Here is a 24,557-nt window from a genome sequence, read left to right as displayed (position 1 = left end):
CGCCCGCCTCGCCCCGCACCGCCCGCCTCCTCACACCTCTTGCCGCGCGTTTCGCCTTTTTCGCGCCGGTCAGCTCGTGCATGGCGTCCAGCTGCATCTGCTGCATCTCGGCCAGGCGCGTCCATTGGCGCGAGATGAGGTAGTCGAGTTTTTCGTGCAAATGGCGCACTTCGAGCTCGGCCTTGAGGTTGACGCGATAGTCGTTGAAGGAGCGCAGGCGGTCTTTCACCTCCTGGCGCTTCTGGCTCATCATGATGATGGGTGCCTGGATGGCGGCGATGCAGGAGAGCAGCAGGTTGAGCAGGATGAAGGGGTAGGGATCGAAGGCGCGGTTCAAGCCCTCGAACAGGTTGATGGCGATCCACACCAGGAGCACGCCGGCGAACGAGATCAGGAACCACCAGCTGCCGCCGAAGGCCGCCATGTTGTCGGAGACGCGGTCGGCAAAAGAGCGGTGCTCCTCGAACTCCTCTTCCGAGTTTTCCGAAATCGTGTCCTGCCTGGCGATCGATTCCACCACCTGGCGGTCGAGCTCGGAGAATTCGCCGTGCTCCTGCTGGAGCAGCTCCTCCATGTAGCGCATGCGGTAGCGGCCGAGCTCCTCGCGGCTGATGCGGGCGCCATGCGGCAGGTCCGGATGGTCGGAGCGGATGCGGTCGGCCAGGCTCGGGCGCAGATCGTCGATGCGCACCAGGTCGCGCTTGCGGAATTTGCGGCCCGAGATCGCCGACGGTCTTTTCTTGGGCTTGGCCCGCGAAGCGCCGGGCAAGGCCGGCTCTGAGTCCGGCACCTCCGGCGTGTCGAAATGCTCGTCCGAAACCCCGTGCAGGTCCTCCCCGGCGGTCGGCGCCTCGAAATATTCGCCGCCGCTGTCATTGTCCGCCGCCTGCTGCTCGGACGCCTTGGGAACGGTGCTCATGATGCGGGCTCCTGCTGTGGTGGAAGACGATAGACCGATGCGGCGATGCTTAGCCAGCATCGCGGCGAATTGGCATGCCTATGCCACGCCTTGCGGACGATTGCGTGACAGGAAGGGGCAGCGGGCCGCCTTTCGGGGCTGGTAGAGAGACATTCGAGGTTGGCGGCGGCTCTATGAATCGTCATCAACCCCTGAGGAAACCTAACGGGGGCGAAGCTCCGTCGCGGAGCCTGGATCCATTCCGTGACATTGGCCGCAGTGGAGCAGAATTGCGAACCGTTGCGACGCCTGCCGAGTCGCGGCATGGATCCTCGCGCCGCGTCGCTGCGCTCCTTGCTCCGACGAAGTGATTGGCCGGCGCCTGGGCGACGGCAACAAAAACCCGCCTTGCGGCGGGTGGCTGGCGCAAATCAGCACCATAGCGAGAAGAGTAGCATAGTTGCCTTCACCCTGTCAAGAAAAAATTCCTATCGGGTCAGTCGACGCCATCGCCCGCTTTCGAGCGACTGCGCCGCCCCTCACTGTCCTGCCGGACATCTCTCCCCGTAGAACGGGGGAGAGAGGGGCTGTTATCGCCGGTTTCGCCCATCACCAACGCTGCAAAAAGGGTGCCGAGGTTGCGGCCAGCCCCTTCTCCCCGTCACTATACGGGGAGAAGTGCCCGGCAGGGCGATGAGGGGCGGCACCGACTTCGATAGTTGAGCAAGCTGGTCCGAAGCGAGGCAGCCCCGCAGCTCGCCCGCTCACTGCTGTTCGGCGTACATCACCCTGGTCGGGGCGTCGGCAACCGCCGGCGATAGGTTGCGCTGGATCAGCGCCTCGACATGGTCGTTACGCTGGCGGGCGCTGTCGGCGCCCATCACCACCACGATCAGCTGGCGGCCGTCGGCTTCGTAGGAGGTGACGATGTTGAAGCCGGAAGCCCTGATATAGCCGGTCTTGATGCCGTTCACGCCGCGCACGCGGCCGAGCATGTCGTTGTGGCCGCGCACCAGCCGGCCGCGGAACATGAAGTCGCTTTCGGAGAAATAGTGGAAATGCTGGGGGAAGCGCTGGTGCAGCGCCATGCCGAGCACCGCCATGTCGCGCGCGCTGGTGACCTGGCCGTCGTCGGGCAGGCCCGAGGCGTTGCGGAAAATGGTGCTGGTCATGCCGAGCTGGCGCGCCTTCGACGTCATCATGGCGGCGAACTCGTCCTCCGAGCCGCCGAGATATTCGCCCACCGCCACCGCCACGTCATTGGCCGACTTGACGACGATGGCGCGGATGGCGGAGTCGACGTCGATCGTTTCCCCGCGCCGGAATCGCAGCTTGGTCGGCGGCTGCGAGGCGGCGTGGTCGGAGACCGGGATCTGCGTTTCCTTGGAGACGCGGCCGCTCTCCATCGCCTCGAACAGGAGGTAGAGCGTCATCATCTTGGTCAGCGAGGCCGGATAGCGCTGGGCCCTCGAATTGACCTCGAACAGCTGCTTGCCGCTCCTGATATCGACGACGATGGCGGCGTATTTCTGCGGCGGCGCCGGCACGGCGAGCACAGAGTCCGGCGGTGTCGTGGTCGAGCAGCCCGCAACCATCAGCAACAGGCCAAGGGCGACGAAAAGTCTCTGGACGAGCGGAAGGCGACGCTGGTGGGACAAGGGCAAGTCTGTTCGGGTCAGGCTGTTGCTGAGATGCGGCGAAGCTAACGTAACCCGCCAGCCGCGTCCATTTGGTTAATGGCGCTAGCCCCAGCTTTGTCTGCTTTCGCAAGCTTGTGTTCCAAGGATGATGCAAAATGCCGGTCGCGGTGCTTGCGCATCCGGTGGCGAACGGTTCTTGTTGCGCTTTCGGATTCGATGAGAGCACCATGGATACGCTCACCCTCAAGGCACGCGGCATTTCGGTTTCGCTCGATACCACGGTCGGCCATATCGCCGACATGGTGGTCGAGGATGGCGGGCGCCAATTGCGGCCGCTGCACCGCGCACCCTGGGTCGGCGCGCCACGCGATACGCTGCCGGCCGACTTGCCCGAGGGCACGGTGCGACTGTCCGGCGATTTCCTGTGCGCGCCGTTTTCGCGCAGCGACGTCGAGGAAGCGCCGCTGCATGGCTGGCCGGCCAACAGCGCCTGGGACGTCACCCAGAGCAGCGCCGTGGACGGCGGCTGGCGAGCCGTTTTCCGGCTGCGCCGCAAGGTCATGGGCGCGACCGTCGACAAGATCCTGACGCTGCGCGACGGCCATGCCTTTCTCTACCAGGAACATGTGTTTTCCGGCGGCCACGGCGCGATCTCGGTCGCCCATCATCCGATGACGGCAATGACGGATGGCGGCCGGCTGGCCTTTTCGCCAAAACGCTTCGCGGCCTCGCCCGCCGATCCGCTGGAGCCCGACCCCGTGCGCGGCCGCTTCCTGCTCGCCTATCCCGGGCGCAGCAGCGATCTCGGCCATTTTCCCGCCGCGGGCGGCGGCACGCTCGACCTGACGGATTACCGCATGGACGACCGGCGCGAGGATTTTGTCACGCTGGTCGAGGCCGACCATGGCGGGCCGGGCTGGACGGCCCTGGCGCGCCGGGCCGAGGACGATCTGGTTCTGGTGCTGAAGAACCCGGCGGAACTGCCGGTCACCATGCTGTGGTTCAGCAATGGCGGCCGCGACTACGCGCCCTGGAGCGGCCGGCATCTCGGCGTGCTCGGCATCGAGGACGGGCGCACGGCGATAGGCCACGCCGCCTCGATCGGCGACAACTGGCTGACGCGCGAAGGCGTGGCGACGGCGTTCGCGCTCGGCGAAGGCCCCAGCGTCTCCTTCCGCCATGTCATCGGCGCACTGCCGCTGGCGGGCGGCGAGCCGCCGCAGGAGGTCACCACGGCGGAGGGCCGCATGCGGCTGGCGGGCGGAGGCTCGGCGCGGGAGGTGCCGTTCGACAGCGGTTTCCTGCGCATCGGGCAGGCTGCGGCTGGTTGAGCGGATTGGCTTCGAACGTCGGCTTTTCGACACTTGACCACCGCACCTTACCCAAAATGCCGGTTTGAAATTTCCGCCGAGTGCCGCCAGAATAACGGTCGCGCCAACCATCAGGGGCAAGCGAGGCCGCCATGTCCGAAATCGCCCATCTCGCCGCCACCATCTTCAAGCGCGCCGGCAAGGCAAAGCGCTTCATCGTCGCCATTGCCGGACCGCCGGGGGCCGGCAAGTCGACATTGTCGGCGAGCCTGCACGATCTGCTGCCGGAAGGCGCCGTGGAGGTCGTGCCGATGGACGGCTTCCACTATGACGACGTCGTTCTCAACCAGCGCGGGCTGCGCGCGCGAAAGGGCGCGCCGGATACGTTCGACTTCGGCGGCTTCGAGACGCTTCTGAAGCGCATCCGGGCGGGAGAGCCCGACATCGCCATCCCGGTGTTCGACCGCGGCATGGAACTGTCGCGCGCCGCGGCGGCGATCATCGGCGCGGAGACCAAATTCATCCTGGTCGAGGGCAATTACCTGCTGCTCGACGAGGAGCCGTGGTCGCGGCTGGCGCCGCTGTTCGATTTCTCGATCTTCGTCGAGGTGCCACGCAACGAGCTCGAGCGCCGGCTGATGGAGCGCTGGCACGAACATGGCCGCTCCGAGGAGGATGCGCGCGCCTGGATCGCCTCCAACGACATGCCCAACATCGAACGCGTGCTGGCGCGGCGCCGGGCGGCCGACCTGGTGATTGGTTAACCTGCTTAATTGTCGGTATTTTTCGACGGGAACCTTAAGGGGTTTCGCACCGTTATGGCGGGGAACCGATTGTCCTGCGTAAGGGGATTTTGCAATGGCAACCAAGGCAAGAAAACCCGCGACCGCCAAGACCAGGACGACGAAGACGACGCAGGCGAAAGCCGGCGCTGGTCCGGCGATCGCCGAACGTTCGAAGGACGCCAAGCCCAGCTTCGGTAAGGCCGCGCCTCGGAAGGTCGCGGCCGCGACCGCAAAGCCGGCCAGCGCGCGCAAGCCGGCGCCAGAGAAATCCGGCGCCGTCCGCACCGTGGCAAGCGTCGCGGCCGGTGCGGTGGTGGCGACGGCACGCGGCGCCGCTTCGCTGGCGGCTTCCGTGATGGGCAAGGGCGGCCCGAAAGCCAAGGCGAAATAGCCCAGCCGAGCCGGCCAAGGCTACGGTATCCCGCCAGGGCGGCGGGCCGCTTCAGCCCTTTGCCGGGATTGTCAGGCCCTTCTGCACCGCCGGCCGAGCCAGGCCGCGCTCCAGCCATGCCGCCACATGCGCGAAATCATCGAAGCCGACGAGGTCGCGCGCTTCATAGAAGCCGATCAGATTGCGCACCCAGCCGATGAGCGAGATGTCGGCGATGGTGTAGTCATTGTCCATGATCCATCGGCGGCCCTTCAGCCTGCCGTCGAGAACGCCGAGCAGGCGGCGCGATTCATCGCGGTAGCGCTCCAGCGGCCGCTTGTCGGCAATCTCACGGCCGGCGAATTTGTGGAAAAAGCCGACCTGGCCGAAGATCGGGCCGACGGCCGCCATCTGGAAGAACACCCACTGGATCGTCTCGTAGCGCCGCGCCGCGTCCGCCGGGACGAGCAGGCCGGTCTTGTCGGCGAGGTAGAGCAGGATGGCGCCGGACTCGAACAGGCCGATCGGCTTGCCGTCGGGACCGTTCGGATCGATGATCGCCGGTATCTTGCCGTTGGGATTGAGCGACAGGAATTCCGGCGTCCAGCTTTCGTTTTTGCCGATGTCCACATAGTGCGGCTCGTAGGCCAGGCCGATCTCTTCCAGGGCGATCGATATCTTCACCCCATTCGGGGTCGTCGCCGAATAGAGCTGGATCCGGTCCGGGTGCCTGGCCGGCCAGCGGGCGGTGATTGGATAGGCGGACAGGTCGGCCATCGAGAACTCCTGGGCGGGGATTTCGCACCGAGCGGCGCGGTCTGGGTGAGGTCGGCAAAGAATTAGGCGCAGGCCCAGGGATGATCAATGCGGCGGCAGACGTTTGGCCGTGCACGCACAGTCAACAAATCGAATGATGCCGGCATCGGGAGCCGGCAGATTGACCTGCCGGGCAGAGCACGATCGCCGGGATCAGATCGCCTTGAAGGCCAGCACCGCATTGGTGCCGCCAAAGGCGAAGCCGTTGCTGATGGCGGCGCGCACCTTGCGCTCGCGCGCGACGTTCGGCGTCACGTCGAGATCGCAATCGGGGTCGGCCTCGCGGAAATTCGCCGTGGGCGGCACCACGCCCTCTCGGATCGCCATCACGCAGGCGATCATCTCCAGCCCGCCCGAGGCGCCAAGGCAATGGGCATGCATCGACTTGGTCGAGGAGACGGAAAGCGAGCGCGCGTGCTCGCCGAAGACGCGCTTGATCGCGGCGGTCTCGATCTGGTCATTGGCCTTGGTGCCGGTGCCGTGCGCATTGAGGTAGTCGATGTCCTCGGGATTCAACCCGGCGTCCGCCAGGCAGAAACGCATCGCCGCTTCCGGCCCTTCTATGGTCGGCGCAACGATGTCGGAGGCATCGGCCGAGAGGCCGGCGCCGACGATTTCGGCGAGGATGTTTGCGCCGCGCGCCACCGCATGATCGTAGCTTTCCAGAACCGCCATGCCGGCGCCTTCGCCGAGCACCAGGCCCTGACGATCGGCCGAAAACGGCCGGCAGGTATCGGGCGACAGCACGCGCAGAGCCTCCCACCCCTTCAGCACGCCCCAGACCAGCGGCGCCTCGGTGCCGCCGGCGACCATGACGTCGGCGCGGCCGAGCCTGATCTGGTCGACCGCCGATGCGATGGCGTGGTTGGCCGACGAGCAGGCCGAAGTGACGCCGAACACCGGTCCGCGCAGGCCGAGATGCATGCTGACCTGGCCGGCGGCGGCGCCCGGCATGACCTTCGGCACCGTGAAGATGCCGGCGCGATTCTTGCCCTCGATCAGGATGGCGCGATAGTTCTCCTCGACCGTCTCGAAGCCGCAGACGCCGATGCCGATAACGGCACCCATGCGGTAGGTATTGTCCGCATGGGCGGCCAAACCGGACTGCTGTAAGGCTTCGCGGGCGGCAATCACCGCCAACAGGCTGAAACGGTCCATCGACACCAGCTGCTTGCGCTCGATGCCATGGTCGGGCAGCGCCTTGATCTCGCAGCCGATCTTGACCTTCAAATCGTGCAGGAACGGGTTATCGATGGGGCCGATCGCCGAGCGGCCGGCGCGCATCTCGGTCCAGATCGCCGGCACGTCGGTGCCAAGCCCGCACAAACCGCCGATGCCGGTAATGACGACGCGCTTGTGCATCCGGTCAGGCTTTTTTCGCGATCAGCGCGCGAACGGCCTCGACCATGTCGCCAACATTCTTCAGGTTGCTCCAGGCATCGACCGTGTTCATCTCGATCTCGATGCCATACTGCTCCTCGAGATCGAAGATGATCTCGGTCAGTTCCAGCGAATGGATGCCGAGCGCCGTCAATTCGGTGCTGGTGGTGATCTCCTCGCCGCCCGGCTCGGCATGAGCCTTGATCTTTTCGATGATTTCGGTCGCCAGTTGGTCAGCCATTCGGTTTCTTCCCCACTTTGTCGTTTCCCGACGCCAACTGAACAGCGCCTTTTTGTCCTCGATATCAGGCCGCGACCGTCGCCTTGGACCCCCGCCAGGCGTCGCATGAGCGTACCAAGGTGGCTCCCTCTATAGAAACGGAAACGCCATCAAGCAACAAGCTATATATCGACAAAACCGCCGCGGTGCTTAACCTGACGGCGTGGATACGATCGAACATACCGGATTTTCGGCCCCGCCGGCGCAGCGGGCGGCCGGACTGGCGCAGCTCGTCTGCGCCAGTCAAGACGGCCGCACACGGCTGCGCCGCCTCTATCAGGACGGTTCCGCCAAGATAAGGATGCCGGCCGTTTCCGGCGGCCCGCTGGAAGCCGTGCTGATCAACACCGCGGGCGGGCTGACCGGAGGCGACCGCCTCGGCTGGGAGATCGACGTCGGCGCGCATGCCAGCGCCACGATAACGACGCAGGCCTGCGAGAAAATCTATCGCGCCGCTTCCGACCGGGCCGAAGTCAGCGTCCGGCTAACGGTCGGCGAAAACGGCCGCGTCGCCTGGCTGCCGCAGGAGACCATCGTTTTCGACCGATCGGCCTTTGCCCGCACGCTCGACCTTGATCTTGCCGCCGGCGCCGAGGCGCTGGTGCTGGAAGCCACCGTCTTCGGCCGGACGGCGATGGGCGAACGCGCGGTCCAGGGCGGCTTTCACGACCGCTGGCGCGTCCGCCGGGGCGGGACTCTCATCCATGCCGAGGATTTCCGCATCGGGCCCGACATCGCCGCGACCCTGACGCGCCCGCCGATTGCCGGCGGCGCCGTCGCCATGGCGACGGTGCTATTGATCTCGCCGCGGGCGGAAGCGCTTCTCGATCCGGTTCGGGAGATCATCGGCGGCCAGGGCGGCGCCAGCACCTGGAGCGTGCAGGAATCTGGCAAGCTTCTTGCGAGGCTTTATGCCGGCGACGGCTACCGGCTGCGCCAGCATCTGGTTCCGCTCGTCGGCTTGCTCAACGGAAAGGCGGGGCTGCCCAAAATATGGTCACTGTGATCGTGTCCGCATCATTTCAGGGAAACGCATGAACCTGACGCCGAGGGAAAAGGACAAGCTGCTGATAGCCATGGCGGCGGTCGTGGCGCGCAAGCGTCTGGAGCGCGGGGTCAGGCTCAATCATCCGGAGGCGATCGCGCTGATCACCGACTTCGTCGTCGAAGGCGCCCGCGACGGCCGTCCCGTCGCCGAGCTGATGGAAGCCGGCGCCCACGTCGTCAGCCGCGCGCAGGTGATGGAAGGCATCGCCGAGATGATCCATGACGTGCAGGTGGAGGCGACATTCCCCGACGGCACCAAGCTGGTGACCGTGCATGAGCCGATACGGTGAGGAGACAGATATGCTTGAGCTGCGCCCGAACTGCGAATGCTGCGACAAGGACCTGCCGCCGGAGGCGACGGATGCGCTAATCTGCACCTTCGAATGCACCTTCTGCGCCGATTGCGTGGAAGACGTGCTCGGCGGCGTCTGCCCCAATTGCGGCGGCAATTTTTCGGCACGGCCGATCCGTCCGGCGGCAATGCTGAAGAAATATCCCGCTTCGACCACGCGCATCCTCAAGGCTGAGGGTTGTGGCCCGCGCGAGGCCGCGTGAACGCCAGACGACCCTGATAGGCCAGACGATCCTGATAGGAAAGACGCACCGATGATCTCAGCACAGATGAAACGCACAGCCCTCTCGGCGACCCTGCTCATGGCAGCCGCCATGCCCGCTTATGCCCATGTCGGGGCCGGCACGACCTCCTCCTTCGCGGCCGGCTTCATGCATCCGCTCTCCGGCCTCGACCACATGACGGTAATGGTCGCGGTCGGCCTGTGGGCGGCACAGAAAGGCGGCAAGGCCATGTCGGCCTGGCCGGCCGCGTTCGTGGGCGTCATGCTGGCCGGTGGCGCGCTCGGCATGCTGCATGTGCCGCTGCCCTTCGTCGAACCGGGCATACTGGCGTCGGTGGTGGCGCTCGGATTGTTCGTGGCGCTGGCCGTCGATCTTCCTGTCACGGCCGGCGTCGCCATCATCGGCGTGTTCGCGCTGTTTCATGGTCACGCCCATGGCACCGAAGTACCGGAAAATGCCGCAGGGCTTGAATATATGGCCGGCTTTGCCGTCGCCACGGCGCTGCTGCACGCCACCGGCATCGCCGCCGGGCTTGGCCTCGGCAGGCGGTTTCGCGTGCTCATGCAGGCCGCTGGTGCCGCCTGCACGGCGATCGGGCTCGGCCTCGTCCTCGGCGCCGTGTGACGAACGATGATCCCGGGTGAAATCATTCCCGCCGGCGGCGACATCGACCTGAACAAAGGCCTGCCGACGGTTACGCTCAAAGTGGCCAACAGCGGCGACCGGCCAATCCAGGTCGGCAGCCACTATCATTTCTTCGAGACCAATGAGGGCTTGAAATTCGACCGCGAACAGGCGCGCGGCATGCGCCTCGACATCGCCGCCGGCACCGCCATGCGCTTCGAGCCCGGACAGGAGCGCGACGTCACGCTGGTGCCGCTGGGCGGCAAGCGCGAGGTCTATGGCTTTCAGCAGAAGGTGATGGGCAGGCTGTGAGGCCGAGGGCGTCTCATGCGCGGCGTGCAAAGAGGGCAAAGGGCTTTCGGGCCAGCACGAAAGCGAGTTGTGCCCTCGGCTCAATCGGACGGCTTGGCCGCCGCATAGATGACGATCTTTCCGGGGTCGTCGAATTCCACGGCGAGAACGTCCTGCGCAAGCACGCGTCGCGAGTCGATGGCGTTGAACAGCAGCGCGTTGGCCTCGATCTCCTTGCGCAGCTCCGCAATGTCGTCCTGATGCTGCTTGACCTTGGTTTCGATCGCCGGCGGCGGACCGCCTTCGGTGCGCGCGGCATCGGTCAGGAACACGATGTCGACCTTGTCGAGCTTGGAGGTCTTGCGCACCGTGCCGATGTTTTCACGCGTCCGGTCGATCGCCCTGGCAACTTTGCCCGCTTCGGCATCGCTCCTGGTTTCTTCCTGCTTGACGTCCGAGCCGATGATCCGATTGACGGTCTCGGGACTTTCGAGTCCTTGTGCGTGAAGGGAGGCTCCGGGGCTGCCCGCCGCCAGGAATGCCATGGAGGCGAAGGCATAGAGCCGTCTCTTGCCGGGGTTGGTCGCCATCGCTCGCTCCTGGACGGGTTCGTTTCGCGGCGCCGTTCAGCGCCGATGAAACGAAACGGCTCCTGCCCGGCCAAGGTTCCCTTCCAGATAGCGCGGGCGGACCGGACGACGGCCCGCCGCGCAGGCGCGCCGTCAGCTCGCCTTCTTGGTGATCAGGGTCAGGGCGCCGTTGGGCTCCATGCTGGCCGCGACCACCTGCGCCGAGGTCATTCCCTTGGCCTCGAGGGCGGATTTGACCTTGGGCGTGGCATCGATCGAGCTGCGCAGCTTCTGCAGGCCGGCATCGCCGCGCTGGGCGATCACCTGGTTGACCTGCGTCTGGGTGTCCTTCGGCAGTTCGGTGATGTCGACGATGTTGACGCTCTGGATCGTCGGCGCGGCCTGCTGCCCGCCGGGGGCGGGCGCGGCCGGCGCTGCCGGAGCGGGCTGCTGCGCGGGCTGCTGCTGGGCACTGGCGGCACCCGCCAGCATCAGGGTGGCGGCAGCGGCGAGAACTATCGTTTTGCGCATGGATTTTCCTTCCATCGATTTGGCAAACGGTCGTTTTGGGGTGACCCTCCAACCTCAACCGCCAAATGGGATCAGAAGGTGTCGACCAGCGGGTCATTGCGTGACCATTGGATGGCAGCAATGTGCAGCCCGGTTTCACCAGCACCGCAATTCGGGAGCAATCACTGATGGCCAGAATAACCCGCGCCGCCTATGCGCAGATGTACGGGCCGACGGTCGGCGACAGGGTGAGGCTTGCCGATACCGAACTCTTCGTCGAGGTCGAGAGGGATTTCACCATTCATGGCGAGGAGGTGAAATTCGGCGGCGGCAAGGTCATCCGCGACGGCATGGGCCAGAGCCAGGTTTCCCGCGCTGAAGGAGCGGTCGACACCGTCATCACCAATGCGCTGGTGATCGACGCCAGCGCCGGCATCTTCAAGGCCGATATCGGCCTCAGGGACGGCCGCATCGCGGCAATCGGCAAGGCCGGCAACCCGGACACACAGGATGGCGTCACCATCATCATCGGCCCCGGCACCGAGATCATCGCCGGCGAAGGCAAGATCCTTACCGCGGGCGGCTTCGACGCGCATATCCATTTCATCTGTCCGCAGCAGATCGAGGAAGCGCTGATGTCGGGCATCACCACGATGCTCGGCGGCGGCACCGGCCCGGCGCACGGCACGCTCGCCACCACCTGCACGCCCGGGCCATGGCACATGGCGCGCATGATCCAGTCCTTCGACGCCTTCCCGATGAATATCGGCCTGTCGGGCAAGGGCAACGCTTCCCTGCCTGCAGCGCTCGAGGAGATGGTGCTGGGCGGCGCCTGCTCGCTGAAGCTGCACGAGGACTGGGGCACGACGCCGGCCGCGATCGACTGCTGCCTGTCGGTCGCCGACGACCATGACGTTCAGGTGATGATCCATACCGATACGCTCAACGAGAGCGGCTTCGTCGAGAACACGGTGGCGGCGATCGGGGGCCGCACCATCCACGCCTTCCACACCGAAGGCGCGGGCGGCGGGCATGCGCCCGACATCATCAAGGTCTGCGGCCTGCCCAACGTCATCCCGTCCTCGACCAACCCGACGCGGCCCTACACGGTCAACACGCTGGCCGAGCATCTCGACATGCTGATGGTCTGCCACCATCTGTCGCCGTCGATCCCGGAAGACATCGCCTTCGCCGAAAGCCGCATCCGCAAGGAGACCATCGCGGCGGAAGACATTCTGCACGACATCGGTGCCTTCTCGATCATCTCCTCGGACTCACAAGCGATGGGCCGCGTCGGCGAGGTGGCGATCCGGACCTGGCAGACCGCCGACAAGATGAAGCGCCAGCGCGGTTCGCTGCCGCAGGAGACCGGCAACAACGACAATTTCCGCGTCCGCCGCTATATCGCGAAATACACGATCAACCCTGCCATCGCGCATGGATTGTCCAGGGACATCGGCTCGGTCGCTAGCGGCAAACGCGCCGACCTGGTGCTGTGGAACCCGGCCTTCTTCGGCGTCAAGCCTGATATGGTACTGATCGGCGGCATGATCGCGGCGGCGCCGATGGGCGACCCCAACGCCTCGATCCCGACGCCGCAGCCGATGCACTATCGGCCGATGTTCGGCGCCTATGGCAAGGCGCGCACCAACTCGTCGGTAACCTTCGTCTCGAAGGCGGCACTGGAGTCCGGTCTGCACGGCCGGCTCGGCGTCGACAAGCAGTTCGCCGCGGTCGAAAACACGCGTGGCGGCATCGGCAAGCACTCCATGGTGCTCAACGACGCCACGCCGCATATCGAAGTCGATCCCGAGACTTACGAGGTTCGTGCCGACGGCGAACTCTTGACCTGCGAACCAGCGACGGTGCTGCCGATGGCGCAGCGGTATTTTCTTTTTTGATAAGATCGCCGCGAGCCATTGCCCTCGTTAAATGCGGCGGTGAGTGGGTTGTGCCGACTGCCCGAATGGGCCCACTCGTTCTCCGCGGACTTGGAAATTGTGCACTTTGGGAGCAATATCTCCTCAATGAACAAGATATTTCGCAAACAGCAATTGACGCCCTACGAGGCCGACTATGCTCAGTGGTGCGCCGAGCAGGGCGCGTTGCTGCGCGAAGGTCGTCTTTCCGACCTCGATCGTGAGAATGTTGCCGAGGAGATCGAGAGCTTGGGGCGGAGCGACAAAAGGGAAATTGCGAGCAGGCTTGGCACTTTGGTCCTTCACTTGCTGAAATGGGAGTTTCAGTCTGAGCAGCGCAAAACGGGCTGGTTGCTGACAATTCGGGAGCAACGGCTTCGGATTGAGGGCCTGCTTGATGAAAGTCCGAGCCTCAAAAAATATCCTGCGCAGGTGCTCGATCGAGAGTTCAAGATAGTAAGATTAAAGGCATTGGACGAAACAGGCCTGAGAGATCGGGATTTCCCTGTCCATTGCCCCTATGGGATCAAGGAAATCTTGGACGATGATTATTTTCCAGGATCACCGTGGTCTTCAGACAACCTTATGCGCGAATAGACTGATAGTGGTGTGTTGACGGACGTTCCATCACCTGGCGAGCATTCGGCATGGCCACCGAAATAGCTTCGCCCCACGACATCTTCCCGCATATCCGCATCGTCCTGGGCATGGTGATCGGGCTCGGCGTCGCGCGCCTGTTGTCGGGGGTGGCGCGCATCGTCCAGCATCCCGGCCAGTACCGGCTCTATGCGGTGCATCTGGCCTGGGTCGCTTCGGTGCTGTTGATGCTGGTGCATTTCTGGTGGTGGGAGTTCGGCCTCTACGCCATCGAAACATGGACCTTCGGCAAGTACCTGTTCATCATCTTCTACGCCATCACCCTGTTCCTGCTCTGCGCGCTGCTGTTTCCGGATTCGATGCTCGACTACACCAGCTATGAGGATTTCTTCTATTCGCGCCGCGCCTGGTTCTTCGGCCTGCTGGCCGCGACCTACGTGCTCGACGTGATCGACACGCTGCTGAAGGGGCCGGAGCATTTCGCCCGCTTCGGCAACGAATATCTGTTCCGCACGCCGGTCTTCGTCGCGCTGTGCATCGCCGCGATCCTGGTGCGCGACCGCCGGTTTCACATCGCCTTCGTCGCGGCGGCGCTGATTTACCAGGTATCGTTCATCCTGCGGCTGTTCGACACGATCGTATGACGGCCGCGGATGCTCTAGGCTGACCGGGAAAGGCAGGGTTCAATCATGTACAAGGCCGTCGGATCGCGTGGATCCCGGGTTAGCCGTGTTCTGTGGATGCTCGAAGAACTCGGGCAGGCCTATGAATTCGTCGAAATTCCCCTGCGCTCGCCCGAAGCCTATGCGCTCAATCCCTCGGGCAAGGTGCCGATCTTGATCGACGGCGAGCTGACGCTGACGGATTCGGCGGCGATCTGCGTCTATCTCGCCGATAAGCACGCGGATAAGGGCATGGGCGCCAGTCCCGGCCTCGCAGGCCGCGCCGAAATGGATTCCTGGATGCATTTCGCCCAGTCCGAGCTGGAAGCGCCGTTGTGGAACAAATTGCGCCACCGTTTCCTGCTGCCCAGGGAAGTCCGGGTCGATGTCGGCCCCGCGGCCGCCTACGATTTCGCCTCGGAGGTCAAGGCGCTGGACCGCCGGCTTGGCGACAAGCCTTTCGCGCTCGGCGACCGGTTCTCGGCTGTCGACGTGCTGCTCGGCGACATGGGCGGCTGGGCCCGAGCCGGCCGCTTTCCAATAGAATCCGACCGCGTCAACGCCTATTTCGACCGCGTGCTTTCACGCCCTGCCCGTGCCCGGGCGCAAGCCAATGGCGGAGCCATGAAATGAAGCTCAACCTCAACACCGACTTCACGAAGTTCCCGCGCGCCATCTCGGTGCTGACCTCCGGCAATGCCGGCACCACGGTGCCATCCGGCCGCGCGGTTCTTGCCCATGACGAGCGGCATCTGCGCCGCCGGGCGATCGAATTGTCCGATGGCAGCAAGGTACTGGTCGACCTGCCGGAGCCCGTCACCCTCAACGACGGCGACAGGCTGGTGCTGGAAGACGGCCGCCACGTCGAGATCATCGCGGCGCCGGAGGAGGTCTATGATATCCGCGCCCGCGACGCCGTGCATCTGGCCGAGCTTGCCTGGCATATCGGCAACCGCCATCTCGCGGCGGCGATAGAGGCGGAGCGCATCCTCATCCTGCGCGATCATGTCATCAAGGCGATGCTGGAGGGGCTCGGGGCCACGGTGAGCGAGGTTTCCGAACCGTTCAAACCGGTGCGGGGCGCCTATTCCGGCGGCCATGACCACGGCCATGCGCACGCCCACAGCCACGCCGAAGCGCATTCGCACAGCCATTCGCATTCGCACGACCATCACGATCATCATGACTGACCAGCCATCCGGGGTCGCCCTGCTGCGATTGATGGCGTGGCTGTCGCCGGTCTTTCCGGTCGGCGGCTTTTCCTACAGCCATGGCCTCGAGCGCGCCGCGCATGATGGGCTGGTGACCGATGCGGCGAGCCTCGCCGCTTGGCTTGAAACGCTGGTCGAGATGGGCTCCGCCTGGAACGATGCCGTGCTGTTCGCGGAGAGCTGGCGCAACGCCCGCGACGGCGGCGATCCGGCCGAAGTCGCCACACTGGCGGAGGCGTTGGCCGGGTCGCGTGAGCGCCATGCCGAGACCATGCTGCAAGGTGCGGCTTTCCTCAAAGCGGCCGCCGCCTGGCCCACTCCCGTGCTGGAGCGCTTGCCCGCCGATTGTGCGTACTGCGTCGCCGTCGGCGCTGTTGCCGGCGGCAATGGTATCGCGCTTCAGGACGCGCTGTCCGCCTTCCTGCAGGCCTTCTTCTCCAATCTCGTCCAGGCCGCGATCCGGCTGGGCGTCATCGGACAAAGCGGCGCGACCAGTTTGCTCGCCGGCTTCGAGCAGCTGGCCCTTGCGACCGCCGCCCGCGCATCCCGCTCGACATTGGACGATCTCGGCGGTTGCGCCTTTGTCTCTGATATCGTGGCGATGCAGCACGAAACCCAGTATTCGCGATTGTTCCGCTCATGATCGTCCTTGCCTTCATCCTCTCATTCGTCCTGCTGGTGATCACCGCGTTGCACGTTTATTGGGGCATTGGCGGGATATGGCCGGGCAAGGATGCGGCGTCCTGCGCGCATGCGGTCGTCGGCTTTCGCGGCGTCGACGAGATGCCGGCGCCGTTCGCCTGCTTTGCCGTCGCCGCCTGCCTGGCGCTGGCAACGCTCTGGCCGATGGCTCTGGAGGGTGTGTTTGCCTCGCCCTTTCCCAGGGAAGGCCTCGCCGCCACCGCGCTGCTGATCGGGCTGGTGTTTCTCGGACGCGGCATTGCCGGCTTCACGCCCCGGTGGCGCCGGCTGGCACCGGAACAGCCTTTCGCGCGGCTCGATAGGAGCCTTTATTCGCCGCTGTGCCTGCTGATCGGGCTCGGCTTCGCAGTTCTCGCCATCACGGAGTTCCCGACATGACGCAGCCCAACGGTCCTCTTCGCATCGGCATTGGCGGCCCCGTCGGTTCGGGCAAGACGACGCTCACCGAGAAACTGTGCAAGGCGCTGCGTGAGGAATTCTCCATCGCCGTCGTCACCAACGACATCTACACAAGGGAAGACGCCATGATGCTGGCGCGGCTGCAGGCGCTGCCGGAGGAGCGCATCGTCGGCGTCGAGACCGGCGGCTGCCCGCATACCGCCATCCGCGAGGACGCCTCGATCAATCTGCAGGCGATCGCGGAGCTCAACCGCAAATTCCCCGATCTCGACATCATCTTCATCGAATCCGGCGGCGACAACCTTGCCGCCACCTTCTCGCCGGATCTCGCCGACCTCACGCTCTATGTCATCTCCGTCTGCCAGGGCGAGGAGATCCCGCGGAAAGGCGGTCCGGCGATCACCCGTTCCGATTTCCTGATCATCAACAAGAGCGACCTGGCGCCCTATGTGAACGTCAATCTCGACGTGATGGAGAGCGACGCCGCCCGCATGCGCGGCAAACGGCCGTTTGGCTTCACCGACCTGTCGCGCGGCAAGGGGTTGCGGGAGGTGATCGATTTCATCGTCGAGCATGGCGGCTTGAAGGTCGGGGCCGCCGCAAACACGGCGGCGTGAGCCGGCTGCACCAACCGAAACCGGTTGCGGGCACAAGCAGGGCACGGCATTGTTCCTAAAACCCGGAGGATTTTTCGATGAGCATCGCCCGCCTGCAAAAGGAACAGCTGACCAACCTGCCCTTCTACGAGGAGCGCGTCGATCTCGCCTGCTCTTTCCGCTGGACGGCGCGGCTCAACATGCATGAGGCGGTGGCGAACCATTTCTCGCTGGCGGTCAACGAAGACGGCACAAAATTCCTGATGAACCCCAATCAGGTGCACTTCTCGCGCATCAAGGCGAGCGACCTTTTGATGATCGACGCCAACGATCCCGAGACGCTGTCCGGCCCGAATGCGCCCGACCCGACGGCGTGGGGCCTGCACGGCGCCATCCACCGCAATGTCCGCCACGCGCGCTGCGTCATGCATGTGCATTCCATCCATGCCACCGTGCTGGCCTCGCTTGCCGATTCGAGGCTGCCGCCGGTCGACCAGAATTCGGCGATGTTCTTCAACCGCCACGTCGTCGACGCCCACTATGGCGGGCTGGCCTTCGAGGAAGAGGGCGAGCGCTGCTCGCAGCTCCTGACCGACCCCAAGGTCAAGGTAATGGTGATGGGCAATCACGGCGTGCTGGTCATCGGCGACACGGTGGCCGACGCTTTCAATCGCATGTTCTATTTCGAACGCGCCGCCGAGACCTACATCAAGGCGCTGTGGACCGGGCGTCCGCTGCGCACGCTTTCCGACGCCATCGCCGAGAAGGCCGCAAGTGAAATGGACGACTATCCCGGCCAGGCCGAACGCCATCTCAGCGAACTGAAGGCGATCCTCGACGAGCAGGAGCCGGTTTATCGGAATTGAGGTTTAAAGCCCCAGTTCAGCCCGCAATTCCTCGGCGCTGTTGATGACCACCGCACCGGGCGGGCCGTCCATCGGTTTTTCCGGCCAGAAGATTGTCTTCATGCCTGCCGCCAGCCCCGCCATGGCGCCCGGCCAGCTGTCGTCGACCGCCACCGCGTTCGCGGGATCGACATCGGCCAGATAGGCGGCGCGCAGGAACGGCTCGGCTTGCGGCTTGCCTTCGCGCACGTCGTTGCGGCTGATGGTCTTCATGCCTGGATAGGTCAGGCCGACCATGTGCAGATTGGCGTCGACGATCATGCGGTCGGAATTCGAGACCACGGCTTGCTGCACGCCAAGCGCGCGCAATTCGTTGAATATCTCGATCGCACCGGGGCGCGGCTTCAATGTCGCGACAAGCGGCAGATAATGCTCGTATTTATGGACGATCCACTCGTCGAAGGGCAGATCCAGGCCGAACTCGTCGCGCATCATCAGGTAGACCGGCCAGGCAGCGACCCCGAGAACGCGCTCATGCAGGTCGGGCGGAGGCTGAAGGCCGACATTGCGCATCGCCGCCACCAGGGCTGCTTCGTGCAGTGGTTCGCTGTCGACCAGCGTGCCGTCCATGTCCCAGAAAACCGCTTTCGGTGTCATGCAACGCTCCTTTTGGCGTTCCCTTAAAGGGTTTACCCCGCGAGATAAACCATCCGGACGGCAGAACGTGCCACCTGTCGGAACGGAAATCCCCCTGTTGCCCGCCGTGGAATCCCCCGGGCCAACGATGATCCGGCCGATCCCACGCCCGCTGGCGCAAGCAATTGCCCTGGCGATTGACAATTGCGCAGCGCGTGGTTCCCTGCGAAAGTAGGAGCGGACCGCTTCCATGACCGGCGGTTTCGGGAGGCAGGACGTGAACAACCGGCAGGAAGGCGGCAGCAACAGGTTGGACGATGCCGCGCGCGCGGGCTGGCTCTATTACGTTGCCGGCAACAGGCAGGACCAGATCGCCGCCACGCTCGGCATCTCCAGGCAGACTGCACAGCGGCTGGTGTCGCTGGCAGTGTCGGAAGGCCTGATCAAGGTGCGCGTCGACCATCCGATCGCCAACTGCCTCGACCTCGCCGCCCGCCTGAAGTCGCGCTTCGCGATCGACCTGGTGGAGGTGGTGCCGAGCGACCCGACCTCATCATCGACGACGATCGGTATCGCCGAGGCGGCGGCAGCGGAAATCGAGAGGCGGCTGAGATCGCCGGCGCCGATCGTGCTGGCGATCGGCACCGGCCGTACGCTGAAGGCGGCGATCGAGCAACTGCCGCCGATGGAGTGCCCACAGCACAAGGTGGTGTCCCTGACCGGCAATATCTCGCCCGACGGTTCGGCCGCTTTCTACAACGTCATCTTCACCATGGCCGACAGGGTCAAGGCGCGGTCGTTCCCGATGCCGTTGCCGGTCATCGCCTCCTCGCCGCAGGAACGCGAGATGCTGCTCAGCCAGCCGATGATCCAGCCGACGCTGGCGCTGGCCGCGGAGGCCGACGTCACCTTCGTCGGCATCGGCGACCTCGGCCCGAAGGCGCCGCTCTACGAGGACGGCTTCATTTCCGACGCCGAACTGAAGGCGCTACAGAAGGCCGGCGGCGTCGCCGAAATCGTCGGCTGGGTGTTCGATCGCGACGGCCGCATGATCGAGGGCATCACCAACGACCGGGTGTCGTCGGCGGCCCTGCCGTCACGCGAGAAGTCGCTGGTCATCGCGCTCGCCATGGGTGAGCGCAAGCTGCCGGGCATCCTGGCGGCCGTGAACCGCCGGCTGGTCAACGGCCTCATCACCGACGAACGAACCGCCGCCGCGCTGCTGGCGAGCGGATGAGCCAAAAGCCTCGAGGCAACATCGATTTGCCATAAAATCCGGGCGGGCTATCCATGCCGTCCGAAGGGGTCGTTGCCGTCGAGGAAGCCAAGGTCCCGCCGCAAGTGCGGTGACAGGTCCCTGATGTCGAGATGCGCCTTTTTCCTGGTCGCGAACCAGCCGAATCCGTCCGCAAGCCATGAAATCCAGCGATGATCCGGAGCGGGAGTGCATTTTTGCTGCGCCATGGTCATGATCGTCAACCTTCGCTATCTTCAACCCGAGTGACGGGCTGAGGATGAATGTCGGTCTTGCCGGCCGCCTTTGCCAATCGAACGTCGATAAGGACCCATAAGGAGGCTTTATGCCGGATCTCAGCTCGCGACAGGTTGCGCAGCTTCCGCCGCTGCAGGCGATCCGGGTGTTCGAAGCGGTGGCTCGGCATCTGTCCTTCACCAAGGCGGCCGAGGAACTGGCGATGACGCAGGCAGCGGTCAGCTATCAGATCAAGGTGCTGGAGGAGCGGGTCGGCGCGCCGCTTTTCCTGCGCCGGCCGCGGCAGATCGAACTCACCGAGGCCGGACAGCGCCTGGCGCCGGCGGTCAGCGAGGCCTTCGCCATACTCGGCCAGGCCTATGCGGCGGCGCGCGGCGGGGCGGACGGTCTGCTGTGCGTCACCACGGTGCTGACCTTTGCCTCCAACTGGCTGGCGCATCATCTGGGTTCGTTCCAGGTCGCGCATCCCGCCCTTGCCGTGCGGCTCGACACATCCAGCCGCCTGACCGATTTCGCCCGCGAGGATGTCGACCTTGCCATCCGCTCGGGCGGCGGCAAATGGCCGGGACTGGAGGCCTACAAGCTGCTCGACGCCGATTTCACGCCGATGCTCAGCCCCAAGCTCGCCGCGAGCATCGGCGGCGTCAAGGAACCGGCCGATCTGCTCAAGCTGCCGATCCTTGATCCCGGCGACATCTGGTGGACGCAATGGTTCGAGGCCGCGGGAGTGCAAAGCCATGACCTTGCCAAGCGCCCCGGCAGCAGCATGGGCGCGCAGGCTTATGAGGCCAATGCGGCCATCGCAGGCCATGGCGTGGCGATCCTGACCAGGGCGCTGTTCAAGGCGGAACTCGCCGACGGCCGCCTGATCCAGCCCTTCGACCTGGTCGGCGACGACGGCCACGCCTACTGGCTGGTCTATCCGGAGGCGCGCCGCAACGTGCCGAAGATCCGCGCTTTCCGCGACTGGATCCTGGCCGAGATCGCCTGCTGACCGGCTAACTCCAGGATCAAAACCGCGCTCCATCCAAATCGCCGTTGTCGCCCGCTCCGCACCTGCGGGACGGCCATTTGCAACTCGCCATGTCGGCGTTCCTCCATCGAGTGTGCGCTGCACCATCGAATCTGGCTTGACATAATTCATTCTTAGTGAGTAATTGCTCACAGCCAAGGCAAATGCTCATCTTGGTCCATGGGAGGAATTTGATGAAACTTCGTACGCTCATCCTGGGCTTGTGCTCGGCCAGCGCGCTCGCGTTCGCGGCACATGCCGAATCCATCACCATCGCCACCGTCAACAATGGCGATATGGTCCGCATGCAGAAGCTGACCGACGACTTCACCAAGGCGAACCCCGACATCCAGCTCAACTGGGTGACGCTGGAAGAGAACGTGCTGCGCGAGCGCGTGACCACCGACATCGCCACCAAGGGCGGCCAGTATGACGTGATGACCATCGGCACCTACGAGGTCCCGATCTGGGCCAAGCAGAGCTGGCTGTTGCCGCTCGACAAGCTCGGCGACGACTACGACGCCAAGGACATCATTCCGGCGATCGCCGGCGGCCTCTCGGTCGACGGCAAGCTCTATGCCGCGCCCTTCTACGGCGAAAGCTCCTTCGTCATGTACCGCAAGGACCTGATGGAGAAGGCGGGGCTGAAGATGCCCGACGCGCCGACCTGGGACTTCATCAAGCAGGCCGCCGACAAGATGACCGACCGCGCCAATGGCGTGAACGGCGTGTGCCTGCGCGGCAAGGCCGGCTGGGGCGAGAACATGGCCTTCCTGACCGCCATGTCGAACTCCTTCGGCGCGCGCTGGTTCGACGAGAACTGGAAGCCGCAATTCGACCAGCCCGAATGGAAGAACACCTTGCAGTTCTATGTCGACCTGATGAAGGCCGACGGGCCGGAGGGCGCGTCCTCCAACGGCTTCAACGAGAATTTGGCGCTGTTCCAGCAGGGCAAGTGCGGCATGTGGATCGACGCCACCGTCGCCGCCTCCTTCGTCTCCGATCCCAAGGCCTCGCAGGTCGCCGACAAGGTCGGTTACGCATTGGCGCCTGACAATGGGCTCGGCAAGCGCGGCAACTGGCTGTGGGCGTGGTCGCTGGCCATTCCCGCCGGCACGCAGAAGGCCGATGCCGCCGAGAAGTTCGTGTCATGGGCAACCAGCAAGCACTATGCAGAACTGGTCGCCTCGAAGGAAGGCTGGGCCAACGTTCCGCCGGGAACGCGCTCCTCGCTCTATGCCAATCCAGAGTACCAGAAGGCGGCTCCGTTCGCCAAGATGACGCTGGACTCCATCAATGCCGCCGACCCGACGCATCCGACCGTCAAGCCGGTGCCCTATGTCGGCGTGCAGTTCGTCGCCATCCCCGAATTCCAGGGCCTCGGCACGACCGTCGGCCAGCTGTTCTCGGCAGCCCTTGCCGGCCAGTCGAGCGTCGACGACGCGCTGAAGCAGGCCCAGGACGCCGCAACCGCGGCGATGACCGAGGGCGGCTACATCCAGTAAGGCTCCTCCCGGTGCCTAAGGCCGGTCGCCGACCATGGCCGGCAACGGCCGCCCGAAACCCAGTTCGGGCGGCCACTTCCCGACAGCTCGAGAAAATTCCGTCCGATCCTTGAAGGGTGACCGTCATGGCTACTCAGCAGACCCGTTCGCTTGCCCGTTTCATGATGGCGCCATCCGTCGTCCTGCTGCTCGTCTGGATGGTCGTTCCGCTGGCGCTCACGCTCTGGTTCTCCTTCCAGCAGTACAATCCGCTCAATCCGATCCGCGACGGCTTCGTCGGCTTCTCCAATTACGCGCTGTTCTATTCCAACCCGGCCTTCCTGCAATCGATCCTGAACACGCTGCTGATCGTCGTCAGCGTGCTTGTGATCACCGTGGTCGGCGGCATCCTGCTGGCGCTTTTGATCGACCAGCCGATGTGGGGCCAGGGTATCGTGCGCATCCTCGTCATCTCGCCGTTCTTCGTCATGCCGCCGGTGGCGGCCCTGGTCTGGAAGAACATGATCATGCATCCGCAATACGGCGTCTTCGCCGACATAGCGCGGTTCTTCGGCCTCCAGCCCATAGACTGGTTCGGACAATATCCGCTGACCGCCATCATCATCATCGTCGCCTGGCAGTGGCTGCCTTTCGCGACGCTCATTCTTTTGACTTCGCTTCAGTCGCTGGACGGCGAGCAGAAGGAGGCCGCCGAGATGGACGGCGCCGGCTTCATCAGCCGCTTCATCTACCTGACGCTGCCGCACATGTCGCGGGCGATCACCGTCGTCATCCTGATCCAGACGATCTTCCTGCTTTCGGTCTATGCCGAGATCCTCGTCACCACCAATGGCGGTCCGGGATACGCCTCCACCAACCTGCCCTTCCTGGTCTACCAGAAGGCACTGCTCGAATTCAAAATCGGCCAGGCCTCGGCCGGCGGCATCATCGCGGTCATTCTCGCCAACATCGTCGCCTTCTTCGCCATGCGCGCCGTCGGCAAGAACCTTGACAGGTAAGGGAGGAAAAGATGGCACGCGCAGTCACAACCCGGCACAAGACGATCGCGACGGCGGCCGCCTGGATCGTCGCCCTGCTGATCTTCTTCCCGATCCTCTACACGATCATCACTTCGTTCAAGTCGGAACAGGAGGCGATCCAGGGCTTCAACCTGATCCCGTCCGGGACCTTCGAGAGCTATTCCGAGGTCCAGGCGCAGAACGGCTATTTCAAGTTCTTCCTGAACTCGGTGCTGCTCTCGGTCGGCTCGACCATCCTGGCCCTGCTGGTCGCCATTCCGGCGGCCTGGTCGATGGCGTTCTCGCCGACCAAGCGGACCAAGGACATTTTGATGTGGATGCTGTCCACCAAGATGATGCCGGCCGTGGCCGTGCTGTTTCCGATCTACCTGATCTTCCGCGACACCGGCCTGCTCGACAGCCGCATCGGCCTGATGGTGATGCTGATGCTGATCAACCTGCCGATCGTGGTGTGGATGCTCTACACCTATTTCCGCGAAATCCCCGGCGAGATCCTGGAAGCGGCGCGCATGGACGGCGCCTCGCTGTGGAACGAGATCATCTATGTGCTCACACCCATGGCGGTGCCGGGCATCGCCTCGACCATGCTGCTCAACATCATCCTGGCCTGGAACGAAGCGTTCTGGACGATCCGGCTGACCACGACGGAAGCAGCACCCTTGACCGCCTTCATCAGCTCCTTCTCCAGCCCGCAAGGCCTGTTCTGGGCGAAGCTCTCGGCCGCCTCGACGCTGGCGATCGCGCCGATCCTGATCATGGGCTGGTTCAGCCAGAAGCAACTGGTGCGCGGCCTGACCTTCGGTGCGGTGAAGTAGGGGCGGCGCCGTGAAGTAGCAGCGTGCGCCAGGCGGCGGACGGAAATCCAC

The 24,557-nt window shown here is 64.6% G+C and carries 31 protein-coding genes; 22 read left to right on the top strand and 9 right to left on the bottom strand.

The genetic code is table 11. The annotated features are described in order from the left end of the window. Both FJ951_RS08590 and FJ951_RS08580 read right to left on the bottom strand, forming a co-directional pair. The coding region (locus FJ951_RS08590; protein WP_140514407.1) for a DUF1003 domain-containing protein at positions 1 to 919 on the bottom strand (919 nt) is incomplete at its 3' end. A 743-nt stretch (positions 920 to 1,662) separates the two neighbouring features. After that, on the bottom strand, positions 1,663 to 2,556 hold the full coding sequence (locus FJ951_RS08580) for a D-alanyl-D-alanine carboxypeptidase family protein (RefSeq protein ID WP_140514405.1): 894 nt from the start codon (positions 2,554 to 2,556) through the stop codon (positions 1,663 to 1,665). Between the two features lie 209 nt (positions 2,557 to 2,765). Here FJ951_RS08580 and FJ951_RS08575 point away from each other — a divergent pair, with 209 nt between their 5' ends. The 3 genes from FJ951_RS08575 to FJ951_RS08565 all read left to right on the top strand — a co-directional run bounded on the left by FJ951_RS08575 (position 2,766) and on the right by FJ951_RS08565 (position 5,024). Beyond that, positions 2,766 to 3,869, top strand: coding sequence for a hypothetical protein (locus FJ951_RS08575; protein WP_140514403.1), 1,104 nt, complete (start codon positions 2,766 to 2,768; stop codon positions 3,867 to 3,869). Between the two features lie 131 nt (positions 3,870 to 4,000). Then, positions 4,001 to 4,612, top strand: a complete 612-nt coding sequence (locus FJ951_RS08570) for a nucleoside triphosphate hydrolase (RefSeq protein ID WP_140491298.1) — start codon at positions 4,001 to 4,003, stop codon at positions 4,610 to 4,612. Between the two features lie 94 nt (positions 4,613 to 4,706). Beyond that, on the top strand, positions 4,707 to 5,024 hold the full coding sequence (locus FJ951_RS08565; RefSeq protein ID WP_140491300.1) for a hypothetical protein: 318 nt from the start codon (positions 4,707 to 4,709) through the stop codon (positions 5,022 to 5,024). 51 nt (positions 5,025 to 5,075) lie between these two features. On the opposite strand, the gene FJ951_RS08560 is transcribed toward FJ951_RS08565, so the two are convergent. From FJ951_RS08560 to FJ951_RS08550, 3 genes are all read right to left on the bottom strand, one after another. After that, positions 5,076 to 5,780: a glutathione binding-like protein gene (locus tag FJ951_RS08560; RefSeq protein ID WP_140514401.1), complete on the bottom strand. Its 705-nt coding sequence runs from the start codon at positions 5,778 to 5,780 to the stop codon at positions 5,076 to 5,078. A gap of 192 nt (positions 5,781 to 5,972) precedes the next feature. Then, complete coding sequence (locus tag FJ951_RS08555; RefSeq protein ID WP_140491304.1) at positions 5,973 to 7,181, bottom strand: beta-ketoacyl-[acyl-carrier-protein] synthase family protein; 1,209 nt, start codon at positions 7,179 to 7,181, stop codon at positions 5,973 to 5,975. 4 nt (positions 7,182 to 7,185) lie between these two features. Next, positions 7,186 to 7,440 carry an acyl carrier protein gene (locus FJ951_RS08550; protein WP_140491308.1) on the bottom strand — a complete coding sequence of 85 codons (255 nt, stop codon included), beginning with the start codon at positions 7,438 to 7,440 and terminating at the stop codon, positions 7,186 to 7,188. 202 nt (positions 7,441 to 7,642) lie between these two features. Here FJ951_RS08550 and FJ951_RS08545 point away from each other — a divergent pair, with 202 nt between their 5' ends. Genes FJ951_RS08545 through FJ951_RS08525 form a run of 5 tightly spaced genes read left to right on the top strand, consistent with a single transcriptional unit; the run spans position 7,643 to position 10,038 of the window. Then, entirely contained in the window at positions 7,643 to 8,485 is an 843-nt protein-coding gene (locus tag FJ951_RS08545) for an urease accessory protein UreD (protein WP_140514399.1), read from the top strand. A gap of 28 nt (positions 8,486 to 8,513) precedes the next feature. Then, positions 8,514 to 8,816, top strand: a complete 303-nt coding sequence (locus FJ951_RS08540; protein WP_140491311.1) for an urease subunit gamma — start codon at positions 8,514 to 8,516, stop codon at positions 8,814 to 8,816. Between the two features lie 10 nt (positions 8,817 to 8,826). After that, complete coding sequence (locus FJ951_RS08535; protein ID WP_140491313.1) at positions 8,827 to 9,081, top strand: DUF1272 domain-containing protein; 255 nt, start codon at positions 8,827 to 8,829, stop codon at positions 9,079 to 9,081. Between the two features lie 51 nt (positions 9,082 to 9,132). Continuing rightward, complete coding sequence (locus tag FJ951_RS08530; RefSeq protein WP_140514397.1) at positions 9,133 to 9,726, top strand: HupE/UreJ family protein; 594 nt, start codon at positions 9,133 to 9,135, stop codon at positions 9,724 to 9,726. A 6-nt stretch (positions 9,727 to 9,732) separates the two neighbouring features. Then, the gene (locus tag FJ951_RS08525; protein ID WP_140514395.1) at positions 9,733 to 10,038 is read left to right on the top strand and encodes an urease subunit beta; all 306 of its coding nucleotides are present in this window, start codon (positions 9,733 to 9,735) and stop codon (positions 10,036 to 10,038) included. 80 nt (positions 10,039 to 10,118) lie between these two features. Here FJ951_RS08525 and FJ951_RS08520 read toward each other — a convergent pair whose 3' ends face one another. Together FJ951_RS08520 and FJ951_RS08515 are read right to left on the bottom strand one after the other, a co-directional pair. After that, on the bottom strand, positions 10,119 to 10,607 hold the full coding sequence (locus FJ951_RS08520) for a hypothetical protein (protein WP_140514393.1): 489 nt from the start codon (positions 10,605 to 10,607) through the stop codon (positions 10,119 to 10,121). 132 nt (positions 10,608 to 10,739) lie between these two features. Next, positions 10,740 to 11,117: a hypothetical protein gene (locus FJ951_RS08515; RefSeq protein ID WP_140514392.1), complete on the bottom strand. Its 378-nt coding sequence runs from the start codon at positions 11,115 to 11,117 to the stop codon at positions 10,740 to 10,742. A gap of 164 nt (positions 11,118 to 11,281) precedes the next feature. Between FJ951_RS08515 and ureC the strand changes: the two genes are divergently transcribed. From ureC to FJ951_RS08470, 9 genes are all read left to right on the top strand, one after another. Beyond that, positions 11,282 to 12,997 (top strand): urease subunit alpha, encoded by a 1,716-nt coding sequence (ureC, locus tag FJ951_RS08510; RefSeq protein ID WP_181171736.1) that lies wholly within the window; start codon positions 11,282 to 11,284, stop codon positions 12,995 to 12,997. Between the two features lie 126 nt (positions 12,998 to 13,123). Next, complete coding sequence (locus FJ951_RS08505; protein WP_140514389.1) at positions 13,124 to 13,612, top strand: DUF29 domain-containing protein; 489 nt, start codon at positions 13,124 to 13,126, stop codon at positions 13,610 to 13,612. A 50-nt stretch (positions 13,613 to 13,662) separates the two neighbouring features. Then, positions 13,663 to 14,256 (top strand): hypothetical protein, encoded by a 594-nt coding sequence (locus FJ951_RS08500; RefSeq protein ID WP_140514387.1) that lies wholly within the window; start codon positions 13,663 to 13,665, stop codon positions 14,254 to 14,256. A gap of 45 nt (positions 14,257 to 14,301) precedes the next feature. Next, positions 14,302 to 14,907, top strand: coding sequence for a glutathione S-transferase family protein (locus tag FJ951_RS08495; protein WP_140514385.1), 606 nt, complete (start codon positions 14,302 to 14,304; stop codon positions 14,905 to 14,907). Further along, on the top strand, positions 14,904 to 15,464 hold the full coding sequence (locus tag FJ951_RS08490; protein ID WP_140514383.1) for an urease accessory protein UreE: 561 nt from the start codon (positions 14,904 to 14,906) through the stop codon (positions 15,462 to 15,464). The genes FJ951_RS08495 and FJ951_RS08490 overlap by 4 nt, the downstream gene beginning before the upstream one ends. Further along, positions 15,457 to 16,128 carry an urease accessory protein UreF gene (locus FJ951_RS08485; RefSeq protein WP_140514382.1) on the top strand — a complete coding sequence of 224 codons (672 nt, stop codon included), beginning with the start codon at positions 15,457 to 15,459 and terminating at the stop codon, positions 16,126 to 16,128. The genes FJ951_RS08490 and FJ951_RS08485 overlap by 8 nt, the downstream gene beginning before the upstream one ends. Beyond that, positions 16,125 to 16,565, top strand: a complete 441-nt coding sequence (locus FJ951_RS08480) for a DUF3995 domain-containing protein (RefSeq protein ID WP_140514380.1) — start codon at positions 16,125 to 16,127, stop codon at positions 16,563 to 16,565. The genes FJ951_RS08485 and FJ951_RS08480 overlap by 4 nt, the downstream gene beginning before the upstream one ends. Then, positions 16,562 to 17,203 carry an urease accessory protein UreG gene (ureG, locus tag FJ951_RS08475; RefSeq protein WP_140514378.1) on the top strand — a complete coding sequence of 214 codons (642 nt, stop codon included), beginning with the start codon at positions 16,562 to 16,564 and terminating at the stop codon, positions 17,201 to 17,203. The genes FJ951_RS08480 and ureG overlap by 4 nt, the downstream gene beginning before the upstream one ends. Before the next feature lie 77 nt (positions 17,204 to 17,280). Further along, a complete protein-coding gene (locus FJ951_RS08470) occupies positions 17,281 to 18,048 on the top strand; it encodes a class II aldolase and adducin N-terminal domain-containing protein (RefSeq protein WP_140514376.1) in 768 nt (255 codons plus the stop codon). 3 nt (positions 18,049 to 18,051) lie between these two features. On the opposite strand, the gene FJ951_RS08465 is transcribed toward FJ951_RS08470, so the two are convergent. Then, positions 18,052 to 18,684: an HAD family phosphatase gene (locus tag FJ951_RS08465; protein ID WP_140514374.1), complete on the bottom strand. Its 633-nt coding sequence runs from the start codon at positions 18,682 to 18,684 to the stop codon at positions 18,052 to 18,054. A gap of 256 nt (positions 18,685 to 18,940) precedes the next feature. Here FJ951_RS08465 and FJ951_RS08460 point away from each other — a divergent pair, with 256 nt between their 5' ends. Beyond that, positions 18,941 to 19,900, top strand: a complete 960-nt coding sequence (locus FJ951_RS08460) for a sugar-binding transcriptional regulator (RefSeq protein WP_140514373.1) — start codon at positions 18,941 to 18,943, stop codon at positions 19,898 to 19,900. 47 nt (positions 19,901 to 19,947) lie between these two features. On the opposite strand, the gene FJ951_RS08455 is transcribed toward FJ951_RS08460, so the two are convergent. Next, positions 19,948 to 20,133, bottom strand: a complete 186-nt coding sequence (locus FJ951_RS08455; protein WP_140514372.1) for a hypothetical protein — start codon at positions 20,131 to 20,133, stop codon at positions 19,948 to 19,950. A 110-nt stretch (positions 20,134 to 20,243) separates the two neighbouring features. Between FJ951_RS08455 and gcvA the strand changes: the two genes are divergently transcribed. The 4 genes from gcvA to FJ951_RS08435 all read left to right on the top strand — a co-directional run bounded on the left by gcvA (position 20,244) and on the right by FJ951_RS08435 (position 24,506). Beyond that, positions 20,244 to 21,149: a transcriptional regulator GcvA gene (gene gcvA / locus FJ951_RS08450; protein WP_140514370.1), complete on the top strand. Its 906-nt coding sequence runs from the start codon at positions 20,244 to 20,246 to the stop codon at positions 21,147 to 21,149. A gap of 212 nt (positions 21,150 to 21,361) precedes the next feature. Beyond that, complete coding sequence (locus FJ951_RS08445; RefSeq protein WP_140491344.1) at positions 21,362 to 22,672, top strand: sugar ABC transporter substrate-binding protein; 1,311 nt, start codon at positions 21,362 to 21,364, stop codon at positions 22,670 to 22,672. A 125-nt stretch (positions 22,673 to 22,797) separates the two neighbouring features. Further along, on the top strand, positions 22,798 to 23,670 hold the full coding sequence (locus FJ951_RS08440) for a sugar ABC transporter permease (protein WP_140491346.1): 873 nt from the start codon (positions 22,798 to 22,800) through the stop codon (positions 23,668 to 23,670). 11 nt (positions 23,671 to 23,681) lie between these two features. Beyond that, complete coding sequence (locus tag FJ951_RS08435) at positions 23,682 to 24,506, top strand: carbohydrate ABC transporter permease (protein WP_140491348.1); 825 nt, start codon at positions 23,682 to 23,684, stop codon at positions 24,504 to 24,506. The last annotated feature ends 51 nt before the right edge of the window (positions 24,507 to 24,557 follow it).

It is taken from the genome of Mesorhizobium sp. B2-2-3 (assembly GCF_006442405.1).
GTDB lineage: Bacteria > Pseudomonadota > Alphaproteobacteria > Rhizobiales > Rhizobiaceae > Mesorhizobium.
Note: the sequence above shows the minus strand (reverse complement) of the source record. Positions and strands in the feature narration are given on the sequence as shown.

Excerpts from the sequence above, each read along its gene's own strand:
- FJ951_RS08575 (WP_140514403.1), top strand. The coding sequence starts at position 2,766 with ATGGATACGCTCACCCTCAAGGCACGCGGCATTTCGGTTTCGCTCGAT.
- FJ951_RS08570 (WP_140491298.1), top strand. The coding sequence starts at position 4,001 with ATGTCCGAAATCGCCCATCTCGCCGCCACCATCTTCAAGCGCGCCGGC.
- FJ951_RS08565 (WP_140491300.1), top strand. The coding sequence starts at position 4,707 with ATGGCAACCAAGGCAAGAAAACCCGCGACCGCCAAGACCAGGACGACG.
- FJ951_RS08560 (WP_140514401.1), bottom strand. The coding sequence starts at position 5,780 with ATGGCCGACCTGTCCGCCTATCCAATCACCGCCCGCTGGCCGGCCAGG.
- FJ951_RS08555 (WP_140491304.1), bottom strand. The coding sequence starts at position 7,181 with ATGCACAAGCGCGTCGTCATTACCGGCATCGGCGGTTTGTGCGGGCTT.
- FJ951_RS08550 (WP_140491308.1), bottom strand. The coding sequence starts at position 7,440 with ATGGCTGACCAACTGGCGACCGAAATCATCGAAAAGATCAAGGCTCAT.
- FJ951_RS08540 (WP_140491311.1), top strand. The coding sequence starts at position 8,514 with ATGAACCTGACGCCGAGGGAAAAGGACAAGCTGCTGATAGCCATGGCG.
- FJ951_RS08535 (WP_140491313.1), top strand. The coding sequence starts at position 8,827 with ATGCTTGAGCTGCGCCCGAACTGCGAATGCTGCGACAAGGACCTGCCG.
- FJ951_RS08530 (WP_140514397.1), top strand. The coding sequence starts at position 9,133 with ATGATCTCAGCACAGATGAAACGCACAGCCCTCTCGGCGACCCTGCTC.
- FJ951_RS08525 (WP_140514395.1), top strand. The coding sequence starts at position 9,733 with ATGATCCCGGGTGAAATCATTCCCGCCGGCGGCGACATCGACCTGAAC.
- FJ951_RS08520 (WP_140514393.1), bottom strand. The coding sequence starts at position 10,607 with ATGGCGACCAACCCCGGCAAGAGACGGCTCTATGCCTTCGCCTCCATG.
- FJ951_RS08515 (WP_140514392.1), bottom strand. The coding sequence starts at position 11,117 with ATGCGCAAAACGATAGTTCTCGCCGCTGCCGCCACCCTGATGCTGGCG.
- FJ951_RS08505 (WP_140514389.1), top strand. The coding sequence starts at position 13,124 with ATGAACAAGATATTTCGCAAACAGCAATTGACGCCCTACGAGGCCGAC.
- FJ951_RS08500 (WP_140514387.1), top strand. The coding sequence starts at position 13,663 with ATGGCCACCGAAATAGCTTCGCCCCACGACATCTTCCCGCATATCCGC.
- FJ951_RS08495 (WP_140514385.1), top strand. The coding sequence starts at position 14,302 with ATGTACAAGGCCGTCGGATCGCGTGGATCCCGGGTTAGCCGTGTTCTG.
- FJ951_RS08490 (WP_140514383.1), top strand. The coding sequence starts at position 14,904 with ATGAAGCTCAACCTCAACACCGACTTCACGAAGTTCCCGCGCGCCATC.
- FJ951_RS08485 (WP_140514382.1), top strand. The coding sequence starts at position 15,457 with ATGACTGACCAGCCATCCGGGGTCGCCCTGCTGCGATTGATGGCGTGG.
- FJ951_RS08480 (WP_140514380.1), top strand. The coding sequence starts at position 16,125 with ATGATCGTCCTTGCCTTCATCCTCTCATTCGTCCTGCTGGTGATCACC.
- ureG (WP_140514378.1), top strand. The coding sequence starts at position 16,562 with ATGACGCAGCCCAACGGTCCTCTTCGCATCGGCATTGGCGGCCCCGTC.
- FJ951_RS08470 (WP_140514376.1), top strand. The coding sequence starts at position 17,281 with ATGAGCATCGCCCGCCTGCAAAAGGAACAGCTGACCAACCTGCCCTTC.
- FJ951_RS08465 (WP_140514374.1), bottom strand. The coding sequence starts at position 18,684 with ATGACACCGAAAGCGGTTTTCTGGGACATGGACGGCACGCTGGTCGAC.
- FJ951_RS08455 (WP_140514372.1), bottom strand. The coding sequence starts at position 20,133 with ATGACCATGGCGCAGCAAAAATGCACTCCCGCTCCGGATCATCGCTGG.
- gcvA (WP_140514370.1), top strand. The coding sequence starts at position 20,244 with ATGCCGGATCTCAGCTCGCGACAGGTTGCGCAGCTTCCGCCGCTGCAG.
- FJ951_RS08445 (WP_140491344.1), top strand. The coding sequence starts at position 21,362 with ATGAAACTTCGTACGCTCATCCTGGGCTTGTGCTCGGCCAGCGCGCTC.
- FJ951_RS08440 (WP_140491346.1), top strand. The coding sequence starts at position 22,798 with ATGGCTACTCAGCAGACCCGTTCGCTTGCCCGTTTCATGATGGCGCCA.
- FJ951_RS08435 (WP_140491348.1), top strand. The coding sequence starts at position 23,682 with ATGGCACGCGCAGTCACAACCCGGCACAAGACGATCGCGACGGCGGCC.